The organism is Flavobacterium beibuense F44-8 (assembly GCF_000769915.1).
GTDB classification, from domain to species: Bacteria; Bacteroidota; Bacteroidia; order Flavobacteriales; family Flavobacteriaceae; genus Flavobacterium; species Flavobacterium beibuense.
The window spans coordinates 1-21,112 of record NZ_JRLV01000034.1; the positions used below are offsets into that span (position 1 = coordinate 1).

Genomic DNA, 21,112 nt, shown 5'->3' on the forward strand with positions numbered 1-21,112 from the left:
AGAAGTCACATCAACTGTAACCTCGTTACCCGGTACGTTATTCGTACAGTTATCAACTACTGTAGCCGATGGTGTCATATCAACACCTTCGTTAATAGTTATTTCAAACGGTGTGATAGCACAACCGTTATCATCAGTCACATAAATAGTGTGTGTACCAACTGTTAAGCCTGTGTACACTAACTGACCCTGAACAAAATCAGCAGGATTGCCAGAATCAACACTTGTATAGTATGGCGCAGTACCTCCACTAATGGTTAGGGTTACTGTACCATCGGCAGCATTGTAACATACCTCATCAGTAGTAGCTGCATTGTCTAAACTTAACGGAGCCGTTGGCTCATTAACTACTATATTACCTGTTGTAATCTCACAACCTATATCGTCTCTTACTGTTACAGTATATGTGCCCGCAGTAAGACCTGTAAATACGTTATTGGTAGTAAAGTTCGCCGCATCAGTAGATATTGCATAAACCAGAGTACCTGTACCACCTGAAGCGGTTACTGTAATCTCACCTGTTGCATCACCAAAACATAACACATCGGCTGTAACAACAGCACTATCTATAGCTATAGGCTGTAGTGCATTAATGGTGAAGTTTACTGTTTGGATACATCCGTTTGTATGCTGTACATAAGCAGTATAGTTTCCTGCGGCTAAATCTGCAAATGTATTAGAAGCCTGATAATTTACCCCATCCAAAGAGTACTGAAGATCAGCAGGATCTATAGACGGGTTCGTAAGTATAAAGGTTACGTTACCCGGTATATTGTTTGTACATGTAGGATAAGTATCGGCTGTCGGCTGGATACTTACACCCGGATTAACTGTAAATGTTAGTGGTGTAGCGATAACACATCCGTTAGCATCCATAACATTAATAGTATGTGTACCTGCTGTAAGACCTGTATAAACAAACTGATCCTGAACATAAGCTGCACCGTCTAAACTTGTTGAATATGGAGCAGTACCACCTGTTACTGTAACAGTTACAGTACCATCTGCAGCATTAAAGCATATCTCATCAGTAACACCGTCTACAGAAGCCGTAAGTGCTGCAGTAGGCTCGTTTACTGTTAATGTTGTTGTTTCAATCTCACAACCAAGAGCATCTGTTACCCTAACGGTATAATCACCTGCTGTAAGACCTGTAAATACGTTAGCAGTACCATAAACAAATGCAGGAGAAATAGCATATTGAAGTGTACCTGTACCACCTGAAGCGGTTACTGTAATCTCACCTGTTGCATCACCAAAACATAATACATCAGCAGTTACTGTTGCAGTATCAATTGCTATTGGCTGTAACGTATTAATTGTAAATGTTGTTGTTTTAATACATCCGTTAGCATGCTGCACGTAAGCAGTATAGCTACCCGGAGCTAAATTATTAAACACGTTTGAAGCCTGGTATGTAGTACCATCTACAGAGTACGTTAAATCGGCAGCGTTAAGTGTTTGAGAAGAAGCCACATTGATAGTAACCTCATTACCCGGTACGTTACCCGTACAGTTATCAACTACAGTTGCTGACGGAGTCATATCTGCACCCTCTTCTACATCAAAAGTAAGTGGTGTAGTGATAGTACAGTCGTTAGCATCGGTTACATAAATGGTATGTGTACCTGGAGCCAGATTAGTATAAGTAAACAGGTCCTGAGTAAAGTCGGCCGGATTATTTGAATCCAGACTCGTAAAGTATGGCGCAGTACCTCCTGCTACAGTAATAGTAACAGTACCGTCTTCGTCATTAAAACATATCTCATTCGTTATATCGTCTATAGTAGCTGTAAGAGCATCTGTTGGCTCATCAATAGTTACGGTTGTTATTTCAAGCTCACAACCAAGGTCATCGGTTACCCTAACGGTATAATCACCGGCTGCAAGTCCTGTAAACACATTTGAAGTACCATATACAAATGACGGAGAAATAGCATACTGAAGTGTACCTGTACCACCTGAAGCTGTTACTGTAATCTCACCTGTTGCATCTCCTTTACAAAGAACATCAAGCGTAGCAGCCGCAGTAGCTGTAATAGGTAACAGGTTATCAATAGTAAAGTCTACTGTTTTGATACATCCGTTTGTGTGTTGTACATAAGCAGTATATGTACCCGGTGCCAAGTCAGTAAACGTATTTGAAGCCTGATAGTTAGTTCCGTCTACAGAGTATGAAATATCTGCTGCATTTAAACTCTGAGTTGTAGTATACTCAACAGTTACTACATTACCCGGTACATTTTTAGTACAGTTATCAACCACAGTAGCCGACGGAGTCATATCAACTCCCGGTGGCATATATTGCTGTAATTGCGGATTAACGTCACACCCGTTTGAGTCTCTTATATAAATATCATAAGCTGTACCCCCTGCAAGGTTAGTAAATGTATGCTGAGTACCGGTTACAGGCACATAAGCCAATACATCATCTGACGGGTCAAGAAGATCGTCTATAGCGATTTCATAAGTACCCGTACCACCTGTTATATTAACAGTTATTGATGCATTAGAATCTCCTAAACAAACCTCATCAACAAGGCTTGCAGTATCTATTGAAGCCTCAAGAAGTGCAGGGTTTAAAATTTCAACCTGGAACAGTTCAAAACATCCGTTCTGATCCTGAGCGATAACATCATATAAACCTGCTGCAAGATTAGTAAACACATTAGTGTCTACAAACTGGTCAAGGTTTGGAGAAATTGCATACTGAACAGTTCCTGTACCGCCCGAAGCAGTTACAGTAATACTACCATTTTGCTCGTTATAACATAGTACATCTGTATGCGATACCGATGCTATGAATTCCGGCGGAGATGTAATGTTGATTGCCGGAGAAGTTTCCTCACAGTCACCACTTATCACATGAACGTAGTAAGTACCAGTTGCAAGACCAGTAAAAGTATTCTCCGTTTGCGGACCTGCAATAACATTGCTACCGCTATCAAGAAGTTCATAACTGTAGTTACCTAAACCTCCCGTTACGTTTGCCGTAATAGAAGCTGTAGCTTCACCAAAACAGTTAATTACTGCATTGGTAAGGTCTAAGTTTATTGTTAATGGCGGCACCGCAAGTATTGTAACTTCGTTACTTAATACTGCTGTACAGTTATTAGCATCTGTTACATATACCTGGTATGTTCCTGCCGAAGCAATTGGGAATACCGTATTAGTACTATAAGTAACACCATCTAAACTGTACTGGTATGGTGCTGTACCTCCTGTTGCAGAAACTGTAATCTCTGCACCTGTTGTACAGGTTAATGTATCTGTAAGGCTAAGGAAAGCCTGAATTGGATCTGGTTCTGTAATCTCAACTGTTACTGTAGTAACGTCACAATTCCAACCATCTGTTACTGTTATGCTGTAAATACCAGCACCTAAGTTATTAAACGACGGACTTATTTGTGCATCTGAACTATAAACTATTGTAGTACCGGCATCATCATAAGTATTAAGTATATACTGATATACTCCTTCACCTCCCGTAACAGATGTTGCTGTTATAGTAGCTGTATTATCTCCGTTACAAAGAAGCGCTGTTGCAGAAGCCGAAATACTTGCCGTAATAGGTGCAGGCTGAACCAAATCAATAGTTTGAGAAACGATACAACCTCCGGCATCCTGTACCGAAACGGTATAGTTTCCTGCTGCTAATCCGGTGAAAGTACTGTTTGAAGCATAAGCCTGAACCGTACTTGAAGTGGTATTATTTACCAGTTCATACTGGTAAGTACCCCAACCACCTGTAGCTGTAGCTATAATTTCTCCCTGATCGTTTGTACAGGTAACGCTTGCTGTTTGAGAAGCGTTTAGTACTAACGGATTTGATGGAGAACCAATTGTTATCACGTTAGAATCGGCAGTACAGAAAGGACTGTCTGTAGCTGTAATAGTAACATAATGGTTACCTGCTACTAAACCTGTTATTGTATAAGGGTTTGTAGTTGTGGCATTACTGCCACTGCCTACTGTATTTCCTAAAGAATCGGTAACTACAAAGTCGTAGTTTCCTGTATAACCTGTTACGTTTATAGTGATAGTACCATCGGCATCACCATAACAGGTAACCTGAGTAGAAGCTGTAGCCTCTACCGCTATAGTATCAAAAGGAACAATGTCGTATGGTGTTGAAGTAACTTCATAACAACCTGTTACGTTATCTGTTACCTGGAAGTTATAACTACCCGGCGTAGTAAGGTCGAATGTTGCTGTGTATACTCCGGGACCCGGTGTTACCGAAGCCTGCGAACCTAACGGAAGTAGATCAAAAGTAAAGTCACCCGAACCACCTGTTACCGTAATAGTAACTGTTTCGTCATTGTTACATGTTATTTCTGTTAGTAGTGTAGGGACAACACTTATTATTTCCGGTAACGGGTTTATTGTTAGCGGGAATGTTGCCGTACAGTTGTTGCTGTCCTTAACGGTAACAGTAATATTTTGTACAGCACCATTATCTACAACTTCAAAAATATTTGTTGTAAAGAAGTTCGTACCATCTATACTGTAAGTGTAAGGAGCTGTACCAGTACCTGCTCCCACAGTTGCAGTAATTACCGATGTTTGAACTGTGTTTGTAGCATCACAGGCAAAATCAGTTGCTGTTGCAGTAAGTGTTAATACTGCAGGTTCTGTAATCACTACTGTTTCGGTAGCTGTACAGTTTTTACCAGAAGTTACTGTTATATCATACGTTCCGGCAGCTAATCCTGTAAATGTATTAGAGTTTTGTACTATCGGCGGATTAATTCCGTCATCAAGTGTATAAGTGTAAACAGGATTATCGTTAGAAGGATCAAGAGTCACTACTATCGATCCGTCATCTGCACTGTTACAGCTCACATTTTGTGAAACGTAAGTAAATACAACCGCAGTAGGTTCTTCAAGACTAACAGTAGCTGTTTCGCTACATCCTGTAGTAGTATCTGTAACAACCACGATGTAATCACCAAATGGCTGACCTGTAAATACATTTGAAGCATTTGCAGCAACAATCACAGCATTTGATGAATCCTGAAGCTCGTAGGTATAGTTACCCGAACCTCCTGCTGCTGTTACCGTAATCTCACCATCGTTAGTTGCACAGGTTGGCTGTGCTGTAACTGCCGGTGTTAGGTTTAAAGGAGGATAGATAGTGATGTTTTGAAGGTTAGTACAACCGTTAACATCTCTAACCTCTACTGTATAAGTTCCTGAAGGAAGACCGTCGTAAGTAAACGTAGTACCCGACTGTGCCTGGTATCCACCTCCGTTAAAACTGTAAGTATATGGAGGCATACCTGCTGTAGTAAGGTCTACCTGAATTGAATAATTGCCTTCGGCAGTATCACATTGCTGAACAACAGACAGTGCAATAACCGGAGAAGGATCTGTATCAAGAGTGATTGGTGCAGCAATTGGCTGAATACATCCGTAAGCATCCATTGCATAAACCGTGTAAGTACCACCCTCAACATTAAAACTGTTAGCACTACTCCATCCTGCACTTCCTGCTGTTGGTGCAGCATCTGTACTTGGCTGTATTAAGTACTGGTATGGTGCTGTACCACCCTGTGCAGTTGCCGATATAACACCTGCATTAGTGTTACAGTTATCGTTTGTTATAACCTGAGCTGACACTTCAAGAAGCTCAGCCGACTGAACAATTGTAAATTGAGCAGAAGCATTAGTACATCCTGCTAAACCTCCGTCAAGTTCAGTAAATAACACATAATATGTACCCGGAGCTAATGGTCCTACATTTGAAACCATTTCCGGCCCGCCAGATACCGGTATAGTTCCTCCTACTACCGGAGAAAGCGGTGTATTAGTTTGTGCATAATATACCTCATATCCTACCTGAGTAGTAGCAGCGTCATAATTATCTATAGTGAAGGTAATATTACCATCGGCATTACCTGTACAGGTTACATTATTAACCGTATCTATAGTAGATGTTAATGTAGATAATGGCGGAATAGCAATATCTGCCGATTTAAAGTAGTAACAGTTTGTTGTGATATCATGTACAACAAATGTATATACTATACCGGGAATTAGACCTGTAAATATTCTTGTATCTGAACCTGAGTTAGCAGGCTGATAGTCGTTTGCCGGATCGTCTACATAAGGTAGATTCAATTGCTCTAAAATCGCAAACTCATAGTTACCACTACCTACACTCGCCTGAACTGTTACTGATGCAGTACCTCCCGAAAGACAGTCTGCCGGTGGTGTAGGTGTTACACTAATATCAAGATCTGTTGGAGGAGAAGCAATTACAATATTGTCATCTACAACAGTACAACCGTTTGCATCTACAACCGAAAGGGTATAGATACCAAAGTTAAGTACCTGGAAAGTATGGTCTTCATTACCTGGTGTAGTTGAGTACTGCTGTACTGAACTATCGTAGTTATTTGTTAAATAATAAGTATAATCTGCAGTACCACCAGCCGTGTTTTCAACTATAATTTCACCAAAAGTTGTATCCGGGTTATTACATGTAATTGGTACAATAGAGACATTAAACGTAATAGGATCCGGTTCTGTGATAACAACAGTAGCTGTATCTGTACAAGAGTTGGCATCTGTTAAGGTTACCGTATAACTACCCGCAGGTAAACCTGTAGTTTGTGTACCATAATCAGTACTTGTAGTATCGTTATATACGTTTATAGTAAATGGACCTGTACCTGTTGTGTTATCCACAACAATAGTAATAGCACCAGAACTGTCACCATTACATAATACTGCCTGCGACTGTGTTGCAGAAGTAATAGACGGTAATGTAAGTGGAGCAATGTTTATAATGTTTGATTGTACCACACATCCGTTAGCATCTGTAATACGGAATCTGAAAGATCCTGCAGTAGCTGTTTGGAAACTTATTGAAGACCCTGCTACTGCCGATGAAGCACCGTAAGTAGTACCACCGTTTGAAGAAACTTCATAAGTGTAAGGTGCAGTACCTCCGTTTATAGCTACAGTTATTTCTGCATCGGGAGAAACTGTACAGTCTAAACCTTTTACAAAAGAAGCCATAGCCGTAAGTGTTGGCGCTATGGTTTGTGTAACTGAATCAGTACATCCGTAAGCATCGGTAACCACTATAGTATAACTACCAGGTGTTAAGCTGGCAAATACATTAGATGACTGACCCGGATTTCCGTTAATAGAGTAAGTAAACGGAGCTGTACCATCTGTAACCGATACCGTTAGTGAAGCTCCATTAGCATCATAACAAATATCAGAACCTGAAATTGAAGCCGTAGGTGGTACTGGTGTTGATAAAGTAAATGTATCTGTAACGGTACAGTTATTAGCATCTGTTACCGATATAGTATAAGTACCGTTTTGAGTAAGTCCAGTAAATGATGAACCCGATTGTGGTCCTACTATAGAGGAATCCGGTTGTGTTAAGGTATACTCATAACCACCCCATCCTCCAGTTGCAGTAACATTTAAGCTACCGTCTGCAAGACAGGTAATAGGATTTACAGATGTTGTAATTGCTAAAGCTGCAGATGGCGCACTAATAGTAACCGTTGCAGTTGCTGTACAACCTGTAACATTATCCTGTACTGTTATAGTATATGTATCTGCCGCAAGGCCTGTAAGGGCAATTGTAGCATTTGTAGCCGATGCAGAAGAGGAAACAGAAGTAGATGCTCCGTTAACTACATCATAAGTATAGTTTGTAGAGAAGCCCGAAACGTTAAAGTTAAGTGCTCCGTCTGTAGCACCAAAACAAGTAACATTGCTTACCGGCTGACCGTTAACCGCAATTGGGGTTAACTGTTGTATTGTATAGTTTTCGCTGTAAGTACATCCTTTACTATCTGTAACCATAAAGGTATATGTACCTGCGGTAAGACCTGTAAACACATTGTTTGTTCCGTTGTTTGTTACTGCTGCTGCAGGAGCCGTAATTTCGTAATTAAACGGTGCCTCGCCTCCTGTAACTGTAAGAGTAAGATCTGAAGTCAATGCCGGACAGCTAGGTGTAGTGGCACTCACAGTAAGGTCTGACGGCGGTACTACAGGGTCAATCACGATAGTGTCTATTACATGAGTACAGTTGTTAGCATCTCTTACTGTAATAGTATAAGTACCTGCAGTAAGACCTGCAAAGCTGGTTGCTGTACCAAAAGTAATTCCGTCAATACTGTATTCATAAGTTGGTGTACCACCTGCTATTGTAGAAGTATCTACTGTTATCGTAGCCCCTAAAGAACCTAATATAGTACAGTCAAATTCCTGTGTAACTGCTGCAGTACCTCCTGTTATCGGATCTGGTTCAGTAATAGTAAAGTCAAATGGGAATTCACAAGTTCTGTTTCCTTTAGTCTCACGTAAAACTACTGTATAATCACCGGGAGCAAGTGAAGTAAATGAACCCGAATTGTTTGATGTAATTATTGTATCGGTAGCATCAAAAAGATCAAAAGACACATTATAACCGTTAGTATTAGTAACAGTATATATAATTGATCCGTCGTTAGCACCATTACAACTCACCATATTTACAGAAGTTGTGTATGTAACATCAGGAACAATGATTATGGTAACTTCATTAGAAAGTGTTGTACAACCATTGCCATCCATTACGATGAACACATAATCCCCTTCATCTCCTATAAGTACATCAAAAATCACACTGGTTTGGAAATCTGATGCAGTAGGGTTTTGAAGTACACCATTTTGACTGTAAACAGCATAGATGTATGGTGTTTTACCTCCGGAAGCATTCATTTGGATATTACCCTCTTTACAGGAAATATTCTGAGAAACAGATGCTACTAAATCAAGGTCACTTTCATCTATAATTGTAACCGAACCTGTTTCACTACATCCGTCATCTGTAGTAACGGTATAATTATATGTACCAGGGTTAAGGTTTTCAAAAAGGTGGTTATTATCGGTTACAGGACCGTGTGAATCACTTGAAGGACCTGTAATCTCAAAGTAATATTGCGGACCTACATTTAATGCCTGTAGCCTAATGCTACCTAAACCGTCACACGTTGCGTTTTCGGTAATAACATTAACACTAATAGCATTGTTTTGTATACCTATATTTTCTACCGAGAATTCACAGTAAGTGTTACCCGGTGTAGCATCTACGCCCTGTTGTCTGATATTAACGGTATAAATACCTGAAGCTGTAATATCAAATGATGGCCCCATGCCATCGGCATAATCATAAATAACAGTATTTGTACTTTGGTTTACTAACTGATATTCATAACCTGCAGGTACATTTGTAATGGTAATATTTCCGTCGCTACCACAAACAATATTTTCTTTTGTGTATTGAGGATCAAGAAGATTTTTATACACATTGAAGTAGAATGTACCAAAACATCCGTCGTAGTTTACTACTAATCGGTATTGACCTGAAATATCTGCAGTATAATCCTGACCTGTGCTTACTTCAACCCAACTACTGTTAGGACAGCCTACCCAAGGACAGTCTGAAGGTAAATCACCACATGTACTACAAGCTGATAAACAAGCTGACTCATCAAGTTTTTGCCAGCTGATACTTGTAGCATCTGTAATACCTGTTTGAATTAATCGTTCATCATCTGCACCACATAAAAAGATATTCGGCATAACCTTACCGTTGTTTGCACACATAGGTGTTTCATCGGCAAATGGTATAACCGGGTTTGGTATAATGGTACTGTAGCTGTTTACCGTTACGTGTTCTGTAGTAGAAACACATGGAGCAGCTGCAGTGTTTATCACATAGTATTCGCCCTCTGCAGTTATAGTTATGGTTTGTGTTGTACCAATTAAGTTATCATCACTATCATACCACTCATAACTGTCGTACCCGTCTGGTGCCGAAACATCAACAGAGGTAGAACAAAGGGTTACTGTACGTTCAAAATTACAATCGTCTATATCTACAAGGAAGTTTGCCGGCCCTGTAACAGGCTGACCACAACCGTTAATCCCTGCAATACTAGGGTCGTTTGAAATAACATTACTGTTTAACACACCCTGATAGGTAGCATAAGCACTATTTTGAATAATATTAGAACAGGCATCTTTAAGATCGTTACAGCTTTCGGCTACACGAACTCTTAATCTTATGGTATAAGCAGGATCATCTTCTTCAACAAGATTATCAGGAATAGTAAAAGTTACCTGTTCTGTAGCCGGATCGTATGTATAAGTAACTCCCGGTGCCCCACTGATGTCTACCGAATTAAAGTAAGTATTTTCAGGAAGTAAATCGGTAATGGTAAATGAAGTCGTATCATCATTACCTAAGTTTTGGAAACTTATTACATATTCTAAAAAGTCACCAAGGTTTACATCGGCACCACCAATATCATTACCAGCTAAATCTTCAACCGTTTTTACCAGCTGAATTTCAGGCTCGATAATATCAACACTAAGTGCATTGAAAAACATAAAATAAGTATCCCCGGTAGATGTGATTCTTAAATTAGCTCCCGTTGAGCTATTATGAATTAATCCCTGATTAATATTAATGATATCAGCATCATATCCAAGTGTATTGCTACTGTTTGGAACCCTATCAGTAAAATTTTGTTCAACATCACCGTCGTCAAGATAAGTTATATTACTATTGAAGAAATTATCAGACGGGTTTAAATTGTTGGAAAGATTAGTATAGTTTGTTTCAGAAGCATCTTTGAATCTTAATCTGTCTCCTGTAATAAGCCTATCTCCTTCAAGTGCACATGCCATTAGCTTAGCTCTTACCGGTAATGGAGCAGGTACAGTTGTAAAGCCCGTATAATTAACATCAATACTTCCCAACCCGCTGTTTACTCCGGCAAAACCGTCGTAAGAAGTTACATATTTACCTGGTTTATTGGGATTTTCATATACAATAAAAATTGTCCATCCTCCTGAAACACCTCCTGATAAACTCCCCTGAGTAGCACGTATGTTAGCAGCTGTATAAGTACCATTAGGGTCTGCCAGCCCGGCAACAAGAGTTGTAATATCTGCATAACAAACGTATGGACTATTAGAGCTTAATGAAGCACTCCCAAAGCCATCGTAAATTACAGTCCCGGTAATATCAGTATAGTTAGCATCTCCCGGCAACTTTAATTTTACCTCATTAAAGTTAGTTACCCTGGTACTACTACCACTCCCTGAACTACTATTATACCTATAAGTTGCAGACCAGTACATAGCAGCATAAACTACCGTACTACAGCTTACATCTGTAATACTGGAGAGAGTCGCACTACTTGAACTGAAAGTAGACGAATCACCATCAATATCAATATAACGCATGGTATAATCATCATTATAACCACTGTTTTCCCACGGTTGCGGATAACGATCATTAGGATCATATGAATTAGTATCCCTATTAACAATATTATTGGAGATTTGAGTAATATCTCCTTTAATATTATCCTGGTACCTTATTGTAAAAGGTACCTCTAACTGTGCCTGCATAGCAAAACACGACAGTAAAAACCCTAGCAGGATCTTTATCCTTAAATTGTGTATTCTTAAATGCATTTGTGTTTGTATTGGTGTTTTTTAGTTGGTTTTATACAATTAAATCAGTTGTCTTTTCTTATTAATCTACATTTATGCTCATTAGCCATACTGTATCAAAGTAAGTATTGTTAACATTTGAATAGTATGAAATAAGAGCGTCTCTCCAGCTATCATGTTTTTTAAGATATACATACCTAAAATTATTTTGTGGGTTAATAAAGTATTCGGCTTGTATACCTCTATCTTTCAATCTGTTTATAAACTTATTGGTATTTTCCTGTTCGCTAAACACATTTGCGATAACATAATACCCCGGCTCGACATCCTGTACTGTTAATATATCACTTCTCTTTGGTGCCTGCCTTACTAAATCAGTTTTGGCAGCATAGTAATCCTTTATCTCCTCCTCTGTACTGAGGTCTTCTTCTCTTCTGACATATTTAGAAGAAGGAGCTTTTGATGCATTTTTCGCTTGCGCTGTTTGTTGTGATCCCTGTCCATTAGCATTGTTTTTAGTATTAGTTAAGTGTGTGTTTTTATCTTGACTGTTATTGCTTGCTGCCGGCTTATTACCTGCAGCACTGGTGTTCGTTTTTTGAGCAGTTGCCGTTTGCCCGTTATTATTATTTGCTTGCCTGCTTGCCTGTGGCTGTTGTGTAGCTGCCTGTGCTGCAGGAGCATTGTTATTATTCGTATTATTTGGGGTAGCATTTGTATTATCCTTCCCCTGATTATTGGTTTGATTTTGGTCTCCGTTATCTGCATATCCCCCTTCGTTTTCGTTTACATTACCATTATCACTATATCTTTTGTTACCGTTGTTAGCAGGCTGTTGTGCAGTATCGGTATAATTACCACCGTTATTAGCATTGTTACCATTACTTCCTGAAGTATTATTACCTCTACCTCCTGTTGTCACACCTGCTGTTACTCCTACAGACGGAAGCTTTATACCACCACCGTTACCAGAGGAATTATTATTAGATCTGCTATTATTATTTGCTGATCTTGAATTACCACGACTATTTCTTCGGCCTGTGTTACTACCATCTGTCACCTCATTATTTCTTTCTCTCCTTTTGATGTTCTCCACTTCATCTTCCGAGCTATCCTGAACATGTATCAGGTAAGGATTTTTCTCAATCCCTTCAGATTTTTTCCTTTCAAGCGCATTAGCTGCTTCGGTAAAACGTTCGTATCTTTCAATGATCACTTCATCTTCTGTTCTTGCATCGGGCGGAGTAGAAACCACATAGTAACCACTTTTTGCTCTTTTAAGATCTTCCAGCGTTTGCGGATTCTCTTCGGCATCCTCTCCCGGGTCATCCCTCTTCATCAGCAGCATTTCTGTTTTTGCTCTTTCAAGCCTTGCTGCCTGCTCTCTTTTGGCATAATCAAGTAGGTTTTTAACCTTCTTATCAAACTCTGCCTTATGTATTTGAGCTATAGAATCTTCCTTAATCAAAGCATCTAACAGGTACTGACTCTCATCGTCCAGTTCCATTCTCAGTTTTTCAATATCGGCATCCCTTTCCACGTCTGTCTCATAAAGACCTTCTTCCTCTTCTGCCAGCATCTCTTCTTCTAACTCTTCCAGTTGTTCTTCAAGACTAGCCTGCTTTTTTTCTCCCTGTTTTTTATTTTGTTCTCTTAAACTCAGTTTATCCTTTAGCTTAAAAGACATTATAATTTCGTGTGATGGCCCAAGGTTTACCAATCCTTCCTTCACGGTTCTTTCGTACACATAACCTAAGGATAGTCTCTTGGTAAGGTGAAAACCGGCACCTATACCTACCCCATAGTAATCGTCTAACGATGTTTGTAACCATCCCAATCTTGGGAAGTGTACCAGTAACGAGCCGTTTAAGGTAAAACCATACAATTCGCTCATTCTCCCCCTCAAGGCAAGACTAAACTCGCTGTCTTTAAAAAGATCTCTCATAGCTACCATTTTATGCGTATACATAACATGACCTGAATACACCTTATCGGTATACTTCTCTGACATCTCATCCGATTTGAAATCGTAGTCTACCACGTTTTCAGCATAAACACCTATGTCAAAATCTTTATAATTAAAATTAATTCCGGGCTTAATACTTACAAGAGAGTTGTTTCTCAGCTCCATAATTATAGGGTCTGGTTCACCCGTTACAGTTCTGGTTTTATTAACTCCGCTGTTATAATAAGCCACGTTAAATCCTAATGTAAGGTTCATACGTTCCTTAAGCTTTATGTTATATGAGTAGTTTGCTACCCCGCCAAAGCTGGTCACTACCCCAACATTTTGTTGGTAGATACCAAAACCAAGACCTGATGTTTTTGAAAACCTCCCTGTATAACTAAGCATATATACCTTAGGAGAATCGTCAAACTGCACCCACTGGTTACGGTGGTATAGTGAAACATATGTATTGTCTTCCCTTACAAAAGAAAAAGCCGGATTGTATAAGAACCTGTTAAACTTTAAGTTATTCTGGTATGGAACATTAAAGGTTACTACGGGCGCATCCTGCGCATTTACCTTTGTAAAAGCGGCAATAAAAACTAATATGAAAAATAAGGAGTAGTAATTTTTAATCATCCGTTATTCAACAATAGTTATAGAGCCTCGCTTTGTAATCTCATTATCTTCCATGATAGTATAGTAGTATACCAAACTCTTGGTGTCATAAGTGAAATCACTTTCCGGCCAGTTATTCATATAATTTGATGCCCTGAAAACAATTTTGCCGTCAGCAGCATATATCACAATTTCTACATTCTCCTGATTTACATACTTAATTGGTAAAGCCCATTTATCATTGTATCCGTCATTATTAGGCGTTATTGTATTTGGTATGGCTATTACATTATTCTCTACAAGTGACACAGTTACATCTCTTGAATCTTCACAGTTACCTACCGTAGCTACTACGGTATACACACCTGCTTCAGTTACTTCAACATCCGGTCCATAAGAAACTATTACTCCGTTATGATACCAAATGTAACTTTCGGCACCACTGGCAGTAATGGTAGATGTTGTCCCTTCAGGCAAGTCGTAAAACGGACCTGTACTCACCGCTATTTGCGACATATCGTAAGGGATAATCTCAATAACATTTGATGATATAGTACAGTTTTCAAAGCTCACTTCCATAAAATAACTACCCGATTCATCTACCGTTATAGAGCTTTCTGTACCTATTACTGTGCTACTACCCTCTTTATACCAGGCATAGCTATAAGTACTATCATTAACATTTGAAGTTATATTGATAGTAGCTCCTTCATCACAAAATACATCTTCGGTTTCAATCACAACGTCAGCTATAAAACCAAGATTAACTGTAATGATATTACTGGATACCGGTCCAAAATCAGGAATAGTTACCTGTAGCTGATATGTTCCGCTTTCAGAAACCATTATAGAAGTGCCCGTAGCACCTGTTATAGGAGAGCCATCCATATACCATTGGTATCCGTAACCATAGTTATTATTAAGAATATCAATAGGACCTCCCTGTGTTAAAGCATCAAAGGCTACAATGTTTAAAGCGGTTGCCGTATCGGCACATTCAACAAAATCACCATCAGGAGCTATTTCGATATTAAATCCGGAAGGATAAATAAGCGTAAAAGTCAGTTCCTTTACAATATCACATTCCTCAGTTTGTTTAACTTCTACTTTGTACTCACCAGCTGTATTGGCGTAAATAGATGATGTTGTAGCGCCCGGAATCGTAACACCATTCTTATACCATGTAAATACAGGAGAAAGAGCATCGGTAGTTACTGATAGTACTTTGTTCTCTCCCGGTATTATCACATCCTGTAAAGGTGTATCAGGAATAAGGTTAAAGTCGTTAAGTTCCAGGTTAAGCGTATCTGAAGTAAACGAACAGCTTGCAGTTGTGATCACTACATAGTAATTACCTTCGGCAGTTGCTGTATAAACAGAATTATTATTAGTAGAAACAAGTACATTGTCTTTATACCATGCATAAGTATAGGTAGGATCTGAAATATTACAGGTTAAATCTACCTGAGGATTATCCGGACACAATAAGCCACTAGGAGATAAAGTAACATTCCCTAAACTTAATGTTATTGATACTGTATTTGATAGTAATGCAGAGAATCCCGGCATTATAACCTGTAGCCTGTAATTACCGTTTTGAGCCGGATCATTAACCGTTAGTGTTTGTGATGTTGCTCCCGGTATGGCTACTCCGTTAAGGAACCATTGGTAAGCATAACCTAAATCGGTCATGGCAATATTCCCTTCAGAAGTGATTGCCGTAAAATCTGACACACTCAGCGTTACAGATGTACTAGAACATGCCGAATAAGCATTATCAGGTGCTATTGTAATGGTAAACCCTGTTGGGTAGCCCAACATAAATGTCATTTGTGCTGTAGCATTACACCCTATGGTTTGAGTAACGGTTACCGTATACTCACCATCCTGAGTAGCTGTTAATGTAGCTGTATTTTCTGCAAGTGGCACACCATTTCTTGTCCATGAGTATTGAGGTCCCATAGCATCGGTAGTAACCGTAATATATTTTTGCTGCCCCGGTAATATAACATCAACCGCAGGGCTGGTGCTGTTTACCGAGATAGATTCGGTAGTAATAGTCATAACATTAGACTGTATATTACAGCTACCGTTACCTACCGCAACATAATAATCACCTTCGGCATTTGCAGTATAAGTTGAGCCTGTTGCTCCAGGTATGGCCACATTGTCTTTATACCATTGATAGGTATAAGTTGGAGCTGTTAAGCTTGATGTTAACACTGTTGTACCACCTGTACAAATAGTACTTCCGCCAGATATAGTAACAGATGTCAATGCCAGGTTTATAGCTACTATATTTGAGGTTACCGGACCATAATCAGGTAATGTAACCACTAAATGATAATTACCATTTTGTGACGCGCTGTTTAATGTAAGGCTTGGCGTAGTAGCACCTGCTACAGCAACACCGTTTTTATACCACTGGTAGCCGTAACCCATGTCTGTTACAGGTACATTCCCTTCAGATGTTATGGCTATAAAGTTGGTAATATCAAGCGTTACCATTGTACTGCTACAAGCCGTATAACCTGCATCAGGGTTAATGGTTACACTAAAGCCTGTAGGGTATTCCAGCACAAAAGTATACTGTGCCGTAGCAGCACAGCCTACCGTTTGTGTTACTGTTACTACATACTCGCCATCCTGCGTTGCGTTGATTGTTGAAGTAGTGCCTGCAATCGGTGCTCCGTTTCGGGTCCATGAGTATTGCGGACCATCGGCATCAGTACTAACAGTTAATGTTTTCGTCTCTCCCGGCATGATTATATCTAAAACGGGATCAGTACTCGTTATGTTTACAACCTCTGTTGTTATACTTACAATATTAGACTGCATGTTACAGGTACCATTACCTACCGTAACATAATAATCACCTTCGGCATCAACTGTATAATTATAAGTTGTAGCTCCCGGTATGGCAACATTATCTTTGTACCACTGGAAACTGTATGTTGGTGCTGTTAAGCTGGATGTAAGTACTGTAGTAGCTCCTTCACAAATTGTGTTTCCACCCGTTACTGTAACTGTTTCTACAGCCAGGTTTATAGTTATAGTATTTGAAGTTACAGGCCCATAATCAGGCAGTGTTACCACCAGGTAATAATTTCCGTTTTCCGAAGCACTGTTAATCGTTAATGTTTGTGATGTGGCACCTGCAACGGCAACTCCGTTTTTGTACCACTGGTAGGCATACCCTAAATCAGTTATAGCTACAGTACCCGAAGTGGTTGTAGCTGTAAAACTGCTTATATTAAGTGCTACCGATGTACTGGTACAGGCTATGTAACCTGCTCCAGTAGCTATAGAAACATTAAAACTCGTTGGATATTCCAGCACAAAAGTATACTGTGCCGTAGCAGCACAGCCTACTGTTTGCGTTACTGTTACAATATACTCACCATCCTGCGTTGCATTGATTGTTGAAGTAGTGCCTGCAATCGGTGCTCCGTTTCGGGTCCATGAATATTGCGGACCATTAGCATCAGTATTAACAGTTAGTGTTTTTGTCTCTCCCGGTATTATGACATCTAAAACAGGATCGGTACTTGTTATATTTACAACCTCAGTTGTTATTGTCATTATATTAGACTGCATGTTACAGGTACCGTTACCTACGGTTATATAGTAATCACCGTCAGAATCTACCGTATGGGTATATGCAGTAGCTCCCGGTATAGCAACATTATCTTTATACCACTGGAAGCTATACGTTGGTGCTGTTAAACTGGATGTTAATACCGTAGTCGATCCTTCACATATAGTGGTTCCGCCTGTAATGGTAACTGTTTGTACTGCTAAATTTACTGTTACTGTATTAGAGGTTACAGGACCATATCCCGGCAAAGTAGCAACCAAGTAATAGTTACCATTTTCTGAAGCACTGTTTAAAGTAAGGCTCGTTGTAGTAGCACCTGCAACAGCAACTCCGTTTTTATACCATTGGTAACTATAACCAAAATCAGTCACCGCAACTGTACCAGAAGTGGTTGTTCCTGTAAAACTGCTTATATCAAGTGAAACCGATGTACTGGTACAGGCCATATAACCTGCTTCAGGATTAATTGTAATATCATAACTGGTAGGAGCCTCTAGTGTAAAGGTATACTGAGCTGTTGCCGTACAACCTGCCAATTGTGTTACCGTAACTATATACTCTCCTGCCTGTGTTGCATTTATTGTAGCTGTTGTTCCGGCAATAGGGCTACCATTAAGAGTCCAGTCGTATTGAGGGCCATTAGCATCGGTGGTTACCGTAAGTACTTTTGTTTCTCCCGGAAGGATTACATCTACAACAGGGTTATTACTACTCACTGTAATCACATCCTGAACCAATGATAACGAGTTAGACTGTTGCATACATGAACCTCCGGTAACTCTAAGGTAGTAACCTCCTTCAGCGTCTGCTGTGTAGGTTGAAGCTGTTGCGCCCGGAATAGCAGTTCCGTTTCTGTACCACTGATAGGTATAACCTGCACTGCTAACACTCGAAGTAAATAAAACAGTACCACCTTCACATAATGTAGTATTACCTGAAATAACAGGAGTTGGAACTCCTAAGTTTATATTGATAGTGTTTGAAACCAAAACACCATATCCCGGCAAAGTAATTTTAAGCACATAACTACCGTTTAATGACGGATCGTTTAATGCAAGTGTTGTACCTGTCGCTCCTGCTACCGCAACACCATCTTTATACCACTGGTAACCGTATCCGTATAAATTACCTATAAGATTAATTACATCTCCATTTAAAAGTGTAGTATCAAACTGGAAAATAGAAAGCGTAACCGATGTACTTACACATGAGGTGTAAGCCGATGTTTGTATAAGTAAATTGAAACTTGTAGGGTATTCAATATTAACCGTTGCTTCTTTAGTAATTGAACATGGCGACGTTTGGCTTACCGAAACCCTATACTCTCCCGGTTCAGTGATATTAAGTGTAAGTCCTGTTTGCCCGGCAATCAGTACATTATCCTTATACCATTCAACAGTTGGCGAATTAGCATCGGTAATGGCAGTAAGAGTTAATGTTTCTCCCGGTATTATTGAAGTAGTAACCGAGGGATCTATATCAAGTGTAAAGTCATTTGAATCAAGCGTTATAGCATTCGATTCAAACTCACATCCGTTACTTGTCAGCACTAAATGATAAACACCGCCTTCAGTAGCAGTGTAAACAGACCCCGTTTCTCCCGGTATTTCTATGTCGTCTTTAAACCATTTATATGTATACCCCGGATCCTGGAGCACACTTGTGAGATCTATACCCCCGGGCGGACATATTGTTGTTTGCCCTCCCTGCGATTGTATGGTTGGAGTAAGTAATTCCTGGACTGTAACCTGTACAATATTAGAATAAGAATCCATATTACACGACCCATAATCGGTTACTGCATAGTATGAACCGGCTTCGGTCACTGTTAAAGTAGAACCTGTTTCTCCGGGAATCTCAACATAATCTTTATACCATATATAATTTAACTGAGGATAGTAAACCGGAGAGGCCGGCGTACCTAAATCATCAATAGTCAAATCATAAGAACCACCACATAAACTAACAGTACTTACATTACTGTTTATAGCAAATGGTTGATTGTGCACTGCATAGTAAGCAGCAAAAACAGCACTCGAAGCACTTGTCTGTGCCGGATTTGTACTTCTAACCCTAATTCTGTAGCCCTCGCCATAGGCTGTAGTAGGTAATGCAAAACTACTATTTACAGGAGAAGTCGTATTGGTTAATGTAGCAATTGTAGTTGGAGAAGTGAAACTGCCTGCATTATCAGAAAGTTCAACTATAAACTGATTTCCCGGACCAAGATTTGCCGGAGGAAAGAATGAAAACGAGAAATTATAATTGTTAAAAGTAGAGGAAGCACATGCCTGTGTAAACCCAATAGCGGGAGTAGAAATTACTATCTGCGCGTTAACGCAGCTAATAAATCCTATCCACACTACAAAAAAGTAGAATAGTAAATATTTTTTTACAAAAGGGTTGTGCATTTCTAGTTGATGTTTTTGGCGAATTTCAACTTTCAAGAATAAACCTATGTAAACAAATTCTTATCAAAAAAACAAATCGACAAAACACTCATTAAATACGATAAAAAACACTTTTTAGATGCAATACGACTATGTTAAAGTTTAAATTTAACATTTACTTAAAAAACATATTTTAAATAATTAACAGAAAAAACTATATAAAAAATTTACTTTTTAAATAAAGAAACTGAAATATGTTAATAAAAATGTTAACAATACTTTAACAAGATTAATTCTATAAACACTTAATTTATTTAAATTTTAAATAAAAAAAGCGGTGTTATTCTTACTAAATAACACCGCTTTTAAGACTTAAAAACTTTCTTACTCTTCAACTACCGAAGCGTCCGGAGCATTCTTTTTAACAGACTCTATACCTTTATCTCTCCCGGCAGCCGATTCATACATTTCACTACTCCCAATAACCTGTCCGTTTCTGGCTTTAAGATTGAAATAATGTTTACCGTTATTGGCCGTTTTTCTGTCATATCTTTCATCACTTGGTGAATTTTCTTTTACAGATGAAATTCCGTTATCACAAGACGCTTTGCTTTTATACATTTCGCTTGATAAAATCACTTCACCATTACCTGCTTTCAGGTTAAAATAGAAGTCTCCGTTCTTGGCTACTTTTTTAACAAATTTTCCCATGTCAATATTGATTTTTTGATTCAACTCAAATTTAACAATATCTCACCAACAAAACCTTAATTTATTGTTAATAGAAAAGGCAGCCAATAGACTGCCTTTTCTGTTTTATAGTTTGTTAAATATATTATCTCTTCAGTGAGAAGTGAGCCTTAAACTCTTTCTCTACAGGTTCTCCGTTTACCAGTTCACGGTAGGTTACGCTAAACCAGTAGTCCGTAGCCGGTAGCGGGTTACCGTTGTAGGTACCGTCCCATCCTTCACTCTGGTCCGTAGCGCTGATCTGTTTGATCAGTTTACCAAAACGGTCAAAGATGTATACCTTAGCATCCGGTTGGTTCAGTCCGATGATGTTCCAGGTATCAT

Annotated in this window: 5 protein-coding genes; all 5 read right to left on the reverse strand. The window is 39.2% G+C overall.

What is annotated here, in order from left to right; genetic code table 11:
- Positions 1–11,505, reverse strand: an 11,505-nt coding sequence (locus tag Q763_RS16795; protein ID WP_157499514.1) for a beta strand repeat-containing protein, incomplete at its 3' end; no start/stop codon positions are given.
- 61 nt (positions 11,506–11,566) lie between these two features.
- Positions 11,567–14,071 (reverse strand): PorP/SprF family type IX secretion system membrane protein, encoded by a 2,505-nt coding sequence (locus tag Q763_RS17635; protein ID WP_052123496.1) that lies wholly within the window; start codon positions 14,069–14,071, stop codon positions 11,567–11,569.
- 3 nt (positions 14,072–14,074) lie between these two features.
- Positions 14,075–20,059, reverse strand: a complete 5,985-nt coding sequence (locus Q763_RS16805) for a T9SS type B sorting domain-containing protein (protein WP_157499516.1) — start codon at positions 20,057–20,059, stop codon at positions 14,075–14,077.
- Between the two features lie 363 nt (positions 20,060–20,422).
- On the reverse strand, positions 20,423–20,749 hold the full coding sequence (locus tag Q763_RS16810; RefSeq protein WP_035136217.1) for a YegP family protein: 327 nt from the start codon (positions 20,747–20,749) through the stop codon (positions 20,423–20,425).
- 124 nt (positions 20,750–20,873) lie between these two features.
- Positions 20,874–21,112, reverse strand: a 239-nt coding sequence (locus tag Q763_RS16815) for a T9SS type B sorting domain-containing protein (protein WP_035136218.1), incomplete at its 5' end; no start/stop codon positions are given.

What these genes read in the sequence shown, in the direction of transcription:
- Q763_RS16810 (WP_035136217.1), bottom strand. Translation starts at nt 20,749, where the DNA reads ATGGGAAAATTTGTTAAAAAAGTAGCCAAGAACGGAGACTTCTATTTT.
- Q763_RS16805 (WP_157499516.1), bottom strand. Translation starts at nt 20,059, where the DNA reads ATGCACAACCCTTTTGTAAAAAAATATTTACTATTCTACTTTTTTGTA.
- Q763_RS17635 (WP_052123496.1), bottom strand. Translation starts at nt 14,071, where the DNA reads ATGATTAAAAATTACTACTCCTTATTTTTCATATTAGTTTTTATTGCC.